13 protein-coding genes and 1 pseudogene are annotated in these 16048 nt (G+C 32.0%); 10 read left to right on the forward strand and 4 right to left on the reverse strand.

The window, feature by feature from the left end:
* Positions 1-137: 137 nt before the first annotated feature.
* The 7 genes and pseudogenes from ACIQ2Z_RS10835 to dnaX form a co-directional block, all read left to right on the forward strand.
* Positions 138-1040: pseudogene (locus ACIQ2Z_RS10835) on the forward strand (RHS repeat domain-containing protein); the annotation flags it as partial.
* A gap of 2 nt (positions 1041-1042) precedes the next feature.
* Entirely contained in the window at positions 1043-1762 is a 720-nt protein-coding gene (locus ACIQ2Z_RS10840; RefSeq protein WP_396184162.1) for a hypothetical protein, read from the forward strand.
* A gap of 57 nt (positions 1763-1819) precedes the next feature.
* Positions 1820-1960: a hypothetical protein gene (locus ACIQ2Z_RS10845; protein WP_396184163.1), complete on the forward strand. Its 141-nt coding sequence runs from the start codon at positions 1820-1822 to the stop codon at positions 1958-1960.
* A gap of 57 nt (positions 1961-2017) precedes the next feature.
* Entirely contained in the window at positions 2018-2608 is a 591-nt protein-coding gene (locus ACIQ2Z_RS10850; protein ID WP_396184164.1) for an outer membrane beta-barrel protein, read from the forward strand.
* Between the two features lie 264 nt (positions 2609-2872).
* Positions 2873-3394, forward strand: coding sequence for a hypothetical protein (locus ACIQ2Z_RS10855; RefSeq protein WP_396184166.1), 522 nt, complete (start codon positions 2873-2875; stop codon positions 3392-3394).
* A gap of 136 nt (positions 3395-3530) precedes the next feature.
* Entirely contained in the window at positions 3531-4280 is a 750-nt protein-coding gene (locus tag ACIQ2Z_RS10860) for a hypothetical protein (protein WP_396184167.1), read from the forward strand.
* 407 nt (positions 4281-4687) lie between these two features.
* On the forward strand, positions 4688-5773 hold the full coding sequence (dnaX, locus tag ACIQ2Z_RS10865) for a DNA polymerase III subunit gamma/tau (RefSeq protein WP_396184168.1): 1086 nt from the start codon (positions 4688-4690) through the stop codon (positions 5771-5773).
* A gap of 94 nt (positions 5774-5867) precedes the next feature.
* On the opposite strand, the gene ACIQ2Z_RS10870 is transcribed toward dnaX, so the two are convergent.
* Positions 5868-6029: a hypothetical protein gene (locus tag ACIQ2Z_RS10870; RefSeq protein ID WP_396184169.1), complete on the reverse strand. Its 162-nt coding sequence runs from the start codon at positions 6027-6029 to the stop codon at positions 5868-5870.
* Positions 6030-6072: 43 nt separating this feature from the next.
* Between ACIQ2Z_RS10870 and ACIQ2Z_RS10875 the strand changes: the two genes are divergently transcribed.
* Entirely contained in the window at positions 6073-6411 is a 339-nt protein-coding gene (locus tag ACIQ2Z_RS10875) for a DNA polymerase III (RefSeq protein ID WP_396184170.1), read from the forward strand.
* On the opposite strand, the gene ACIQ2Z_RS10880 is transcribed toward ACIQ2Z_RS10875, so the two are convergent.
* Genes ACIQ2Z_RS10880 through ACIQ2Z_RS10890 form a run of 3 tightly spaced genes read right to left on the reverse strand, consistent with a single transcriptional unit; the run spans position 6408 to position 9929 of the window.
* Positions 6408-7298, reverse strand: coding sequence for a Ppx/GppA phosphatase family protein (locus ACIQ2Z_RS10880; RefSeq protein WP_396184171.1), 891 nt, complete (start codon positions 7296-7298; stop codon positions 6408-6410). The genes ACIQ2Z_RS10875 and ACIQ2Z_RS10880 overlap by 4 nt on opposite strands.
* 20 nt (positions 7299-7318) lie before the next feature.
* Positions 7319-9445, reverse strand: coding sequence for a polyphosphate kinase 1 (ppk1, locus tag ACIQ2Z_RS10885; RefSeq protein ID WP_396184172.1), 2127 nt, complete (start codon positions 9443-9445; stop codon positions 7319-7321).
* Positions 9438-9929, reverse strand: coding sequence for a SixA phosphatase family protein (locus tag ACIQ2Z_RS10890; protein ID WP_396184173.1), 492 nt, complete (start codon positions 9927-9929; stop codon positions 9438-9440). The genes ppk1 and ACIQ2Z_RS10890 overlap by 8 nt, the downstream gene beginning before the upstream one ends.
* Positions 9930-10479: 550 nt before the next feature.
* On the opposite strand from ACIQ2Z_RS10890, the gene ACIQ2Z_RS10895 reads away from it, so the two are divergent.
* Together ACIQ2Z_RS10895 and ACIQ2Z_RS10900 are read left to right on the forward strand one after the other, a co-directional pair.
* Entirely contained in the window at positions 10480-11052 is a 573-nt protein-coding gene (locus ACIQ2Z_RS10895) for a hypothetical protein (protein WP_396184174.1), read from the forward strand.
* 35 nt (positions 11053-11087) lie between these two features.
* The coding region (locus ACIQ2Z_RS10900) for a hypothetical protein (RefSeq protein WP_396184175.1) at positions 11088-16048 on the forward strand (4961 nt) is incomplete at its 3' end.

The following is a 16048-nucleotide window of genomic DNA, read 5'->3' on the forward strand; positions in this document are numbered from 1 at the left end:
TAAAATTAATTATCATTTATCTAAATTTAATGATCAACTTTATATTTTGAGGCAGGATTCTTCTATTGACCAAGTCAAAAAATAGAAATTAAAAAACGTTCTTAAAAAAATTGTAAAAAACAGATTACTACCCCTTTGGTATGCCAATGCCTAACCGCCATACCACCGATAATAATTACAGGTATGCTTTCCAAGGCCAAGAAAAGGATAACGAAACCAGCATGGAGGCCTTTGAACTCCGCCTTTGTGTTGGTAGAATTGGTAGGTGGCTTACTATTGACCCGTATCATGAGTTTTTCTCGCCTTATTTAGGGATGGGGAATAACCCTATTAATCTTATAGATCCAGATGGGGGAAGTACAGATGGTGCTGATGATAATGGTTATAAGGGTGTTTGGAACGAAGAAACTTGTCAATATGAATATAGTTATGTTGACAATACTGGAGGAGAGTTTTATGATGTTATTGAGTTTGAAGGAGGAGAATTAGATGGAACAACTGATATCGTTATTAATCCTTACATAAAAGAAGAATTTAACCTCTTTAGTGAAAATGATTATATATTAGACGCATCAATAAGAAGATTCGGGATAGGTGAATGGGGGCATTATAATGAAGCAATCATTCCAGGTCATTTTGAAGAGATATTACCCTTGCCTGCTATTGGAAAATACTTAAGCGGTGTTAAAGGAAAAATTGTAGGAAATGCTCAAAAAACAGGGACTTATGGACATAGTTTTGTAAATAAATTTATTGCCTATCGTATGGCTTTTAACCCAATGGTTAAAAAAGTAACACTAGATTTAGGCTATAAAAAATTATTAACCGCTGGTGGTTTTAAATATGGTCCACGACCTGATGTTGGGGTCTTATTTAAAAACGGTAAGGTAAAGATTTTCGAAGTTGCTTCTAAAACTGATATAGCTGAAAACTTAATTAAAAGGAATAAAGATTTTATGTTAAAAAATGGAATTGACGGCACTGTTAAAGTATCAAATAATGCAAAAATTATAAATAGAATATTAAGTATATTTTTTTAATCATGTTAAATTTTAATAAAAAAAAGAAAGAGTATGAAATATTGAAATTTTATAAAATTGTTGATTTAGATGCTGCAAAAAATTTTAGAACTAAATTTTTTTTAAAGCTAATTTTTGATTTTTTTGAGACATTTTACAATAATTTACCAGATAATTTCGATTTAAATTACGGAAAAAAAGAATGGCGTAGTTTTAATAAATTTGACAAAAATTTAGTGAAATACACGGACAATTCTATTTGTTATTTAAATTGTTATTTTTCTTCATCTAGATCTAGATTCAGTTTTTCAAACGATATTTTGAATTACCTAAACAAAGAAGTTTCATATATTAATATTACAATTGTTTTAGATAAACACTTTATAAACTCAGAAGAAACTTTGGATTTAATACGAAAAATTAACGAAATTTCTGATTTCGACTATATCTATGGTTTAAATCTTAATGAGGACTTTGATTTTGATACTGAAAAAAAAATTAAAAAGTCACTTTTCGGTTTATTTACCTCGGCCTCTGTGACGAAAGAAGATATTGAAGAAGAAAAAAGAAAAATAGATTTTAAAAAAGGATATATGAAAAAAATTTACCCTTTTAATATTATCAATGAAAATCAACTATCATATATAAATCAAAACATTAAAATTAATTATCATTTATCTAAATTTAATGATGAACTTTATATTTTGAGGCAGGATTCTTCTATTGACCAAGTCAAAAAATAGAAATTAAAAAACGTTCTTAAAAAAATTGTAAAAAAATCGATTATTCCGCCCTTTGGTATGCCAATGCCTAACCGCCATACCACGGATAATAATTACAGGTATGCTTTCCAAGGCCAAGAAAAGGATAACGAAACCGGCATGGAGGCTTTTGAACTCCGACTTTGGGATGGTAGAATTGGTAGGTGGTTAATATTATAGTTTATAAATTATTTTATCTTATTTTTACAAATATTTATTTAAATTCAACCAACAACTATGAAAAAATTGTTATCATTCTCATTTTTATTAATTTTTATTTTTGGAACTGCTCAAGAGTTATCATATGGACCTATATTAGGAGCTAATTTTTATGATATTAATAATAATAATGGCTCAAACACAATGCAAACAGACAATTCGAACTCGATAACTTTTGGAGCTTATGGTGAATATAATTTTACTGAAAAGATTGGGATTAAAACAGAACTTTTGTTTTTAAAAACTGATTTTTATTATCTTCCTACAAAGCAACCTTTTGAAATGAATATCCTTTCGATTGCTCCAAATTTTAAATACGATTTTGGAGATAAGTATCGTAAAGGATTTTATATGTTAGTGGGTCCAAAGCTTGCATTTGCAACGAGTATCAAATCTGAGGGAGAGGATGTAAAAGATAGTTTTGAAACTATTATTTTTGGTGCACAATTAGGTTTTGGTTACAGGGTATTAACATTCATTGATTTACAAGCAAAAATTGATTATGATGTAACCCCGTTCTTTAAGTTAAATAATGGCAATAAAAGTAAATTTTTTGCTGCTATTATTTCATTTAATGTTGATTTAGCAAAAATACTATCAAGTAAATAGTTTTTAGAAGTTATTTTTTAGTGAAAGCTATTGCAACTTGTAGATTCTTTCTGATCCCTCTGTTACGATCGTCTCGCTAGTAACCAAAATCGCAGTAATCAGCGAGACGCTCGCAGTATCGTGGGAGCTTTATCCAAATGATTGTTTTTTTTACTGTACCTACTTGGAACATCGATAAGACAAATAATGACTTAAATTATGATTTTCAATATGATGACAACTTAACACCTGATCATCTTAAAAAGAGAGAATAAAATGGATTCAATGTTTAAGAACAGATCAATTATTACAAATTGTTTAATAGTTCTCTTTATAGTTTTAGTATTTTCAATATTTAGTTCGTCTTTTTTTGGCTGGTTTGGTTATGAAAAATGGAAATACAGAAGGTCTACATTCGGTAATAAAGCCGAGGCTATTGAACGTGGAGTTTTTGTTCGAGAATTAAATTATCATTCAAATATTAATTTAAAGAATTTTCATGTATATATAGAGAAAGTTTTTAAATATGGTTATCTAACAAGTTCTAATACAAGACTAATCAATGAGGATAAATACCCTTATCAATTAACTTTTAATATTGAAGATACTATTAATAATTTCAATTATGATTATGTTAATCATGAAGACTTTGATTCAATTGATTTGAATCTTTATCTTGATAAACCTTATTTAGAAAAACTATTAATTTTAAAAGTAGAAAAATATAACAATAATCAATGGGATTCAATAGGTTATATAAAAGTTTGGGATAAGAAAATTATAAAAAATATTATAGATAACGATTAAGAAAGCCCCGTCTCATCCTAAAAGAAGTTTAAATATGTAAACTTATTTTAGAACGAGACAGTTATTAATACGAGGGATAATATAGTGTATTACGCAGAAACAGGAAGTAAGAAATTTCATAAAATAGAAAAAGCAAATGGAATATTTGACTAAAAACAAATTATTTAAACTACTATTGGCTTTAAGCTTGTTAATTATAGGCGTAGTCAATGCTCAAACTATAAAAAATAAAAAAGTAATTGTGGGAAGCGAAGATCTTTCAAAGTTTTACAGTGAACTATCAGAGCATCATAATGTACAAACGTTATATATTGGATTTGTAAACTATTCTGAAATTGACTTTGCCCAACTTCAGAAACTCAAAAATGTAAAATCACTATCTTTCTCCTTTATTAAAAAAGTTTGCATGGAGGACTTCATCGAAAAGGTTTCTACCATTGACCAAATTGACAGTTTAAGACTTGGAAGTTCGAACATCAAGAACTTACCAAGTACTTTGTACAAATTGAATTTTTTAGATTATTTAAACTTTGCAAATAACAAGATTAAGAATATTGAAGAGCAGCAAAAGCAACTTGTAGTTAGTGAATTGGACCTTAGTGATAATAAAATAAAATCCGCTGATGTATTGGGAACATCATCCATTAAACGTTTAGATTTGACCTATAACCCTTTTAGTGCATTTCCTTATTGTTTGGGCAAAGTAATGGAACTTGAAGTATTACAAATTGGAAACTGGAAGAAGAAATTAAAAATTAATAAAGGGATACAAGGGTTTGAAAATTTGAAATGGCTTACTTATCTAATATCCTATGATAGGATGAATTTGCGAAATGACTATTTTATTAACAATACAGAATTTCAAATAACAAACTTTAGAGTATAGCTCCAAATTATTTGCTACAGTGCAGGGAATATATTTATTATCTACCCGTTCTCCCCGCTATCGAATCCTTTCGTGTGATAAAGTAAAAATTTTAATAAAACGTTCTTAAAAAAATTGTAAAAATTACCATCTCACTTTCCAAGTCCAAGAAAAAGACAATTATACCGATATGGAGGCATTTGAACTCAGCCATTGGGATGGAAGAATTGGTAGGTGGTTAATATTATAGTTTATAAATTATTTTATCTTATTATTACAAATATACATTGACACATTACTCAATTGACACATTACTCAATTGACACAATACTCAATTGACACAATACCCAATTGCCACATCAACTAATTTACCTCCTCCCCTTGCTAATCGAAGATTAAATTTTATATTTGTCATCCAATCTTTTTTCATGGAACAATTTGTTGTATCGGCAAGAAAATACAGACCTCAAACGTTTATTGACGTAGTGGGACAACAAGCCATTACTAACACTTTGCTTAATGCAATTGAAAGCAATCACTTAGCACAAGCTTTGCTTTTTACCGGTCCTCGGGGAGTGGGAAAAACAACGTGTGCGAGAATTTTGGCCCGTAAGATTAACCAACCCGGTTATGATGATCCGAATGAGGATTTTGCGTTTAATGTATTTGAATTGGATGCGGCTTCTAACAATTCGGTGGATGACATCAGGAATTTAATTGACCAAGTTCGCATACCACCACAAACCGGACAATATAAGGTGTATATTATTGACGAGGTTCATATGCTTTCGTCTGCGGCTTTCAATGCGTTTCTGAAAACGTTGGAAGAACCACCAAAACACGCCATATTCATATTGGCTACGACCGAAAAGCACAAAATCATTCCTACGATTTTATCCCGTTGTCAGATTTTTGATTTTAAAAGGATAACCATAAAAGATGCAAAGGAACATTTAGCATATGTAGCCGAAAATCAAGGGGTGACTTATGAAGATGATGCTTTACATATTATTGCTCAAAAAGCAGATGGGGCCATGCGGGATGCTTTATCAATTTTTGATAGGGTAGTTTCCTATTGTGGGAACAACTTAACCCGTCAAGCTGTTACCGAAAATTTAAACGTACTTGATTATGAGTCATATATTAAAGTGACTGATTTTATTTTAGAGAATAAAATTCCTGAATTGCTGATTACTTTCAATGATATTTTGGCACGTGGCTTTGATGCTCATCATTTTATTCAAGGACTAGCTTCTCATTTCAGGGATTTATTAGTTTGTAAAAATCCGTCTACCTTAGTTTTGTTAGAAGCCGGTGAACAAGCTCAAAAATTATATGGCATTCAGGCTCAGAAATGCAGTCAAGAATTTTTGTTAAAGGCTATTGAATTGGCAAACGATACTGATTTAAAATATAAGGTCAGTCAAAACCAACGTTTATTAGTTGAACTTTGTTTGATGCAATTGGGCTCTATCACTTTTGATGGGGAAAAAAAAAAGTTAACGACTATATAATTCCTCCTTTTCATTTTTTAGGTAAATTAGGAGCAATAGAAGTTCCTATTACTTCAGTAGAGATTCTTCCTACTGTCTTAGACGTTCATTCCACTCAAAAAACCGAGACAAAAGAAGAAACAATTGTTTCAGAAATTATCAACCCTAAAGTTGATATTCCGGTAATTTCATCTTCAGAACCAAAAGTTTCTGCATTTTCTTTAGCTGGTATCAAGCTGAAAAAAGAATTAGCGGAAGCCCAAAAACTGGTTATCAAAGAAACAATTCAATACCCAACAGAAGCCTTTAACGAAACGGACATGTTGTTGCAATGGCACAAATTTGCCTTAAAATTAGAGGAAAAAGGGCAAATGATTATGCATTCATTAATGTTGATAAATGACCCGAAATTAGATGGAGCTAAAATCACACACGAATTACCCAACGAAGGTACGCGATTAGAATTTGAGCGAACCAAAAATGAAGTGCTGGGTTATTTACGCGGCATGTTACACAATCACGATATTGACATTGAATTAGTTGTTAATGAAAAAATGGAAAATCGCAGGGCTTTTACACCACAAGACAAATTCAATCGATTAAACGAAATTAATCCTAATTTAGAGTTGCTTAGAAAGACGTTTGATTTGGATATTTAAATCTTTCCATAATACATCGCCTTAACAATTCCGTCTGAGAGTCCTATTTTAGGAACATACAAATGTCGTGCTCCACTCCACTTCATTGCATTTAAATAGATTTTTGTGGCCGGTATAATTACGTCTGCTCTATCAGGGTTTAAGGCTAATTCAGAAATACGTTGTTCATAAGTCATATTGTTCAACATCGTATAAAGTGCATTCAAATTCAAATAAGACAATGGCTTATCCTGCTGTTTACCGGTCATTTTAAATAATTTATTAATGTTTCCACCGGAACCAATCATAGTTATACTATCAAAGGGTTCAACTTGAATTTTAATCCATTTTTCAATTTCTGTCCAAACCACTTCATTTACCATATTGTGCAACATCCGAACAGTTCCGTTTTTAAATGATTTCGAAGCAATTATTTTTCCATTATCAAATATTGAAAACTCAGTGCTACCTCCACCAACATCAACATATAAATACGTTTTGTCGGTTGAAATATAATCCTTCAAATCAGAAGAAGCGATAATAGCAGCCTCCTTTTTTCCTTCAATTATATCAATTTTCACATCGGCTTGTTGTTGAATAATTTCAACAATTTCAGTATTATTGTCAGCTTCACGCATGGCAGAGGTGGCACAAGCTTTATACCTTTCAACTTTATGAATATTCATTAATAATTTAAAGGCTTTCATAGCATCAATCATTCGGTTTATATTTTCATCTGAAATTTCACCGATTGTAAATACATCCTGCCCTAAACGAATTGGCACACGAACAAGAGAGCTTTTGTTAAATTGGGGTTCTTTCCCATCTTGTTCTACGATGTTAGAAATCAACAAACGCATTGCATTTGATCCAATATCGATTGCTGCATATCTTTTAATTGTAATCATGAAACGAACTTAATTTGGGGTTATAAATGTTCTGCTGTAACTTCTAATTGATTTCTATAATAATTATAGGTTTCAATTTGAGCTCTGAAAACCCGTTCATTTTCATTTCGAACTCGGTATTTATTGTCTAACTTTTCAGAATGAAATCGGGCTTTCACATTTCCTTTCCAACCTACATCAAAACTTTCAATCAGTTCTAGTTTAATGTTTTCATCATAAATAGGGCAGGTTACTTCTACACGAGCGTCAATATTACGTGTCATAAAATCGGCTGAGGAAATATAAACTTCCGGTTTTCCTTGATTACCAAAAATAAATACGCGGGAATGTTCTAAAAAATTATCAACGATACTAATGGCTTCAATGTTATCGCTCATTCCTTTTATTCTTGGAATTAAACAACAAATTCCTCTGATTATGAGTTGAATTTTTACACCTGCTCTACTGGCATCATATAATTTATCAATCATTCTTGAATCAGACAAACTATTCATTTTTAGTTTAATGTATGTCTCTTTTCCAGAGAGAGCATGCATTATTTCACGATCAATTAATTTATAGAACTTATTTCTGGTATAATGCGGAGAAATTATCAAATGTTTATAGCGATGTACTCGATAGTTAACTTCAAAAAAATCAAATACTTTATCAGCATCTTTTAAAATTTGTTGGTGACTGGTAAATAAAGTTACATCTGTGTAAACTTTGGCCGTTGATTCATTGAAATTTCCCGTAGAAATAAAACCATAACGTTTCACTTTTTTATCTTCCATTCGTTCAATGACACAAATTTTACTGTGTACTTTTAACCCTTTTACACCAAAAATTAAATTAATGCCTTCTGTTTGCATTTGTTCTGCATAGGAAATATTGCTAGCTTCATCAAAACGGGCTTGTAATTCAATTTGTACAGTCACTTTTTTACCGTTCTTAGCAGCATTAATGAGTGAGCTAATGATTTGAGAATTTTTTGCTAACCGATAAAGTGTAATTTTTATTCGGACAACTTTAGGATCAAGTGCGGCTTCCCTTAAAAATTTAATTAAATAGGCAAACGATTGATAGGGTGCATTTACTAAATAATCCTTTTCATTTATTTTTTGCAAAATGCTGCCTTCCAGTCCAAGTCCATCAACCGGTAATGGTGTTTTTGGTTGATATAATAAATCGTAACGTCCTAAATTTGGAAAATCCATATAATCGCGACGATTGTGGTATCTTCCTCCCGGAATAATACTATCAGTGGCATCAATATTCATTTTTTCTAAGAAAAACTTCAGGGTGTCTTTGTCAATCGATTGGTCATAAATAAACCTAACCGGCTCACCTATTCTTCGATCTCGTACACTTTCAGATATTTTTTCGGCAAAAGATTTACTGATGTCACTGTCTATTTCCAACTGAGCATCACGTGTAATTTTTATCATGTGAGCCGAAATACTTTCATAATCAAAAATATTAAAAATACTATTTAGGTTATACCGAATCACATCATCTAGCAAAATGATATATTGCTTTTCACCATTAGAAGGTAAAACTACGAATCGATTCAATGTTTTTGGAATTTCTATAACAGCATAACGAATATCTTTTTTCGTTTTTTTAAACCTTAAAAAGGATGATTTTTCCATTTCAGAAGCAGCCTTCATGACTAATTTGACAGCCAAATATCCCGAAGTATCCTTTAATAATGGAAATTCCGACAAATCATTTAATATAATAGTTACTAATGCCGGACTAACTTTTTGGATAAAAAAATCGTGAATATAATTCTCTTGGTCTATTGTAATTTCTTTTTCATTAATAATAAAAACACCCTCTTTTTCAAGCTCTTTTTCTATTATATTCAAAACACGCAAACTTTCAGATTGTTGTTTGATAACAATTCCGGTAATATCCTTTAAAAGTTGCTGAGCTGTTATCCCTCCTAAAATTTTTTCTCCGGTTTCACCGGCTAAGGATAAACGTCGGATTGCAGCAAAACGAACCCTAAAAAATTCATCTAAATTATTGGAAAAAATTCCTAAAAATCTTAATCGGTCTAATAAAGGAACTGTCGGATCTGCCGCTTCCTGAAGAACTCTAGCGTTAAAACATAACCAACTTTTTTCTCTATCAATATAACGGTATTCAATTGCTTTAATCATATTTTAAATCTCTTGGAAAAAGTATTTTAGTTGTTTTTCCTGCTTTGATTTGGGACCAACTTTCTTGTGGGAAGGAAATTGATACAAATCCGGCAGTAGGAACATTATCTATAAAAATATCTCCAAATTTATTAACAAATTCTGTGATTGCTTCATTATGACCGAAAAGAATAACATTTTCATAACTATTCTGACAAGCTTTTATTGTTTTTTCAAGTTTTGAGCTATCAAAGGTGTAAAGCTCATCTTTAAAAACAATACTTTCCAAAGGCCATTGCAGATTTTGAGCAAAAATAACAGCTGTTTCCGCTGCACGTTTTGCTGTACTACTCCAAATAATATTTGTTTTAGGCAAAAACGAACCTATATTTTGCGATACCAAATGAGAATCCTGAATACCTCTTGGAGCCAAAAATCTTTCTTTATCGTGAACAGGTGCATCCCAACTGGATTTTGCATGTCGAATTAAAATTAAGTTTTTCATCTAGAAAAAAATTTAAATTAAAACATAAAATTATTTTACAATTTAAGCATTTATTTTAATATTTTAAACAATTTTCTAGTTGAATTTTAATATTGTCTATTAAAAGTTGAATTTTAACATTATCCCTATTTTTTTAATCTGGTTTTCTCCAGTAGATAAGTTATAAACACTTTATCAACAATCAAAAATGTTTTTTTAAAAGATATTTTTCTTACAGAATATTTATTTTTAACTCACTTTATCGTCAAAAAAACGCATTTTATCGATAAAAATATTTTTTTATTCAAATTTTCATTTTACATTCGTTTAGAATTTAAGAATTAATTAACTCTAAAATTCGTCAAAAATCAATTTAAAAATTAAAAAAACAGTAGTTATTTAATGCCAAATTAATCTATGAACTGCATCTGATGTGTAATTTATCGACTATTTTGGTTAGTTATGGGAAAAATGAGCAATAATACAAAAATGTATATAGTTTAGTTCTCGTTATTTAGATAGCCTGAAAAAGGCAAAATGACAAACCCAACTCTACCTAAATTATTTAATTATGAAAAAAAACCTAACTGTTTCTTTTTTACCAAAAGAAAATAACCTTAAAAAAAGGGAAAATCTATCCCCAATTTTTAAGAGTCTAATGCTCTCGGCAAAAATAAAAGTACTTCTTTTATTTATTTTACCTATTTCGGGTTTTTCACAAAATATCAAAATTGAAAACGCTGAAAAATATATAAATGCTACTGCAATTTCTACTTCTAGAAATAACGACGTAAACAGAATTAAATCTTTAATAAAAGATTTACATCCAGCTATTTATGTTACAAATAGTAGGATCAATTCATATGCAGAATCGCCTATTTCGGTATTTATAGATATAGAATCGTTGGGATTACTACAAACCGTCCAAACAGATATTACTAAAGTTGAAATTGTAACCATAACAATCAAGACTAAAAACGAACTTCGAGCAATTATTTCCTTAAATGATTTTTCTCGATTCTCTTCCTTAAGAGTTCTTCATTTAAATGTTCAGTTTGAATGCACATCTTCTATGTTAGAACCAATGATTCAGGGAGAAAAAGCAAATTTTATTATTTTGTATAGTGTTGAAAAACCTTCTTAATACAAAAAGAAATTAATCTAATTTACGATTAAATCATGAAGAATACACACTCCAAATCAAATAAAAATTCGATTTACATAATAATCATATTAGTAGCATTATTAGTTAATTTATTTGAGATAAATGCTCAAGTTAGAGTTCCTTTTTCTCAAAGAACTTCGATTTTTTCACCTGGTAAAACTATTTACAATATAAAAGGTGATTTTACGATGATTGGTAATTCCAATTTAACATTAGTAAATTATGGAAATGAAACATCAAACAATAACAATATGCGTTATGTCGATGTTGATACTGATAATGCCACTTGGAACTCGTCTAGTGCCAATTTAGAACTTTCTACTGAAAATGGATCAAATCCTGCTTGTTCAAATATTATTTATGCAGGTTTGTATTGGACTGGTAGAACCTCTGATGCTACTACAAGTCCAAATATCTTCACAGTTACAAAAGAAATAGGTGGAAATACTGTTACTAAAACTTTTGATAAAAGAAAAGTTTCCATTAAAGGTCCAAATTCAGCAAATTATACTGTTTTAACAGCACAAGACGATGATATCTACTATCCAGTTAATGGAGATGGATTCATGTATTCTGGTTATATTGAAGTAACCGATTATGTTCGTTCTAACGGAGTTGGAGCATATAATGTTGGTGATATTGCGTTAGTTGAAGGAAACGGTGGCGGCACTGGTTACTACGGTGGCTGGGGAATGGTTATTGTTTATGAAAACGACAAAATGAATTGGAGAGATGTAACCGTTTTTGATGGTCATTCCTATGTTGCAGGAAATGTAACCGCCGATTTTGAAATTCCAGTTTCTGGTTTTAACACAGTGCAAGACGGACCAGTGAATATAAAATTAGGAATGATGGCAGGTGAAGGTGATCGTGTAATTTCCGGTGATTATTTTCAAATTAGAAATCATCTTGATACAAGTTGGGTAACGCTAAACCATGGAGAAAATAGTACCAACAACTTTTTTAACTCGTCTATTTTTACTGGAGGAAATACCAGGAATCCTAATCTTTTAAATAATACCGGTTTAGATATCAGCATGTTTGATATTCCCAATACAGGAAATTCAGTAATTACCAATAATCAAACTTCAACTCGCTTTAGATATGGAACGACACAAGATATGTATGTGATTTTTAATATCACTATGTCTGTTGATGCTTATATTTCTGAAGTTGAAAGTTTGTTAACTGTTCAAACTATTGCTGGTAATCCCGTAACACCCGGTGGTCCTTATACAGCACAACCAGGACAGGAAATTGAATTTGGTGTAGATATTAAAAATTTAGGTGGTGAAGCTGTAAATAACTACAGAATTGTAATTCCAATTCCTTATACATCAACTTTTGTTCAAGGAAGTCTATCTAGTTCTGTTTTGTTTACTCCAAACCCAACGCCAAATAACCTCTTTTTCGACCCTAATTTAGGAGCGACAGGTTCAGTAGTATGGGATTTTGGCACATTACCATTACCTGCTGATCCTCAAACACTACTTGCCTCTTTGCGATTTAAATTGAGAGCAACTGATAATTGTGCTATTTTATCAAATCCAAATTGTGTCAATAATATCTTGGTAAATGGTTTGACTTATGGAATATCTGCAATAACTAGTATCCCATTTATAGATAGACCTTTAATATTAGGCTACAATAACTCAGGTGAGTGTCAAGGTGAACCAATTTTTCAACCATTAACAGTAAATATAAACGCTGAGTCTTTTGTTTCACAAAACTGTCAAGGGGTTCCCTTAGTTCAAATTTTTAATTATTGTAATGGAGAAACAAGCGTAACAGCAGCAGAATTAGCTTCTGCTTTTCCTCCTGGATCATTGTTTTATTCAACTTATCCGGTACCTGCTGGAGCGACACCGATAACAAATTTCCCTATTACATCAGGATCAACTACTACTTATTTTGCAGTTCCATTTAACGCAGAAGGATGTTTCTTTGAATTTATAATTTCTTCCTGCCTAATAATCGATGCAGTCGATGACAACGCTGGTCCAATAAATGGAGCTTCAGGTCAAAATGGAGTTGTAAATGTATTTACAAATGATACTTTAAACGGAAATCCAGTTAATCCTGCTGATGTTGCTTTAACTTTAGTAACCCCAGACCCAACAGGAGCTTTAACTTTAAATCCTGACGGAAGTGTTGACGTTGCAGTTGGAACTCCTTCTGGAACTTATACGTTAACATACCAAATATGTGAAAATGTTAATCCAACGAATTGTGATTCAGCAATCGTTACAATTACTTTAACGGCTCCTATTATCAATGCGGTCGATGACACTTTAATTAGTATTGAATGTACCCAAAATGGAATTATAGGAAATGCATTAGAAAATGATACTATTGGAACGGCTCAAGCTTCTAGTGCTACTGTAACCTTTACTATAACATCAGGAACTAATACAAATATTTCCTTTGATTCATTAGGAAACATTTCGGTTACAGCTGGTATAGCAGCTGGTCAATATGTTTTTGGGTATACAATTTGTGATATAATTTATCCCGCAAATTGTAGCTCAGCCACAATAACAATTACGATAGTTGATACAACTACTCCAACAATTGCTGATTTACCGGAAGAGTCAACAATAAATTGTCCTGCAACTCCTAATTTTGCTCAAGCAATTTCAACAGATTCTTGTGGTACTTCTAATTTAACTTTTGTTGATGAAAGAACAGACGGAGATTGTGCTGGTTCTTATTCTATTACTAGAACTTGGACAGCAACGGATGCTTCTGGTAACACTACTTCAGATTGGCAAACTATTAATGTAATTGATAATTCTGCTCCAATTATTGCTGCTTTACCAGTTATTTCAACTATATCATGTCCTGCTGTACCTCAATTTGCTCAAGCAACAGCTACAGACGAATGTGATTCAGACTTTACATTAACTTTTGAAGATATAAGAACTGACGGAGATTGTGCTGGTTCTTATTCTATTACTAGAACTTGGACTGCTACAGATACATGTGGAAATTCATCTACTGCCTCTCAAACTATTAATGTAATAGATAACATTGCTCCAGTTATTAGTGATTTACCAGCTGATTCTACAATTAGTTGTAACTCTGGAATTATTAATAGAGCAACTATTAATTTTGCTCAAGCATCTGCTACAGACCAATGTGATTCAGACTTTACTTTAACTTTTGAAGATGTAAGAACTGATGGAGAATGTACTGGTTCCTATTCTATTACAAGAACTTGGACTGCTACAGATACATGTGGTAATTCTTCTTCGGCTTCCCAAACCATAAATGTAGAAGACACAGATGCTCCAATTATTGCTGCTTTACCAGTTATTTCAACTATATCATGTCCTGCTGTACCTCAATTTGCTCAAGCAACAGCTACAGACGAATGTGATTCAGACTTTACATTAACTTTTGAAGATGTAAGAACTGACGGAGATTGTGCTGGTTCTTATTCTATTACTAGAACTTGGACTGCTACAGATATATGTGGAAATTCATCTACTGCCTCTCAAACTATTAATGTAATAGATAACATTGCTCCAGTTATTAGTGATTTACCAGCTGATTCTACAATTAGTTGTAACTCTGGAATTATTAATAGAGCAACTATTAATTTTGCTCAAGCAACAGCTACAGACGAATGTGATTCAGACTTTACTTTAACTTTTGAAGATGTAAGAACTGATGGAGAATGTACTGGTTCCTATTCTATTACAAGAACTTGGACTGCTACAGATGCATGTGGTAATTCTTCTTCGGCTTCCCAAACCATAAATGTAGAAGACACAGATGCTCCAATTATTGCTGCTTTACCAGTTATTTCAACTATATCATGTCCTGCTGTACCTCAATTTGATCAAGCAACAGCTACAGACGAATGTAATTCAGATTTTACTTTAACTTTTGAAGATGTAAGAACTGATGGAGAATGTACTGGTTCCTATTCTATTACAAGAACTTGGACTGCTACAGATACATGTGGTAATTCTTCTTCGGCTTCCCAAACCATAAATGTAGAAGACACAGATGCTCCAATTATTGCTGCTTTACCAGTTATTTCAACTATATCATGTCCTGCTGTGCCTCAATTTGTTCAAGCAACAGCTACAGACGAATGTGATTCAGACTTTACATTAACTTTTGAAGATGTAAGAACTGACGGAGATTGTGTTGGTTCTTATTCTATTACTAGAATTTGGACTGCTACAGATACATGTGGAAATTCTTCTTCGGCTTCCCAAACCATAAATGTAGAAGATAACACGCCTCCTTTATTATCAGGACAAGGCAATAACTTAACAATTGATTGCCCATCAGCGCCAACCTTTACAGCACCAACTATTTCTGATAATTGTGATAATGCTCCTGAAATTAATTTTACAGATGTTACTGTTCCAGGTGCATGTGCTGGAACTAGTATTGTAACAAGAACTTGGATTGCTACTGATACATGTGGAAACATTTCTGCACCAGTTAGTCAAGCAATTACTGTTCAAGATATTACTGCTCCTAATACTCCTGAAGCTCCTGCTGCTCTAACGCTTGCTTGTGCTTCTGAAGTTCCTGCAGCTGTTTCTTTAACAGCTACTGATAATTGTGCTGGTGAAATCACCGCTACTGGTGTTGATACTATCGCTGCTGGTCAATGTCCGAACTCTTTTGTTATCACCAGAACCTGGACTTTTACTGACCCTTGTAATAATTCATCTGCAGTTTCTCAAATCATTACTGTTAATGATACTATTGCTCCTACTTTTGTAGAAGCTATTCCAACAGACTCAACTGTTCAATGTGATGCTGTACCAACAGCCGTTACTTTAACAGCTACTGATAATTGTGGTACTGCTGCTGTAACTTTCGCTGAATCAATCACTCAAGGTACTTGTCCTGGTGCTTATACGATAACTAGAACTTGGACAGCTACTGACCCTTGTAACAACGTAACAACTCATGTTCAAACTATCACTGTTCAGGATACTACGGTTCC

This window comes from Flavobacterium sp. (assembly GCF_044361015.1).
In the GTDB taxonomy this organism is placed as follows: Bacteria; Bacteroidota; Bacteroidia; order Flavobacteriales; family Flavobacteriaceae; genus Flavobacterium.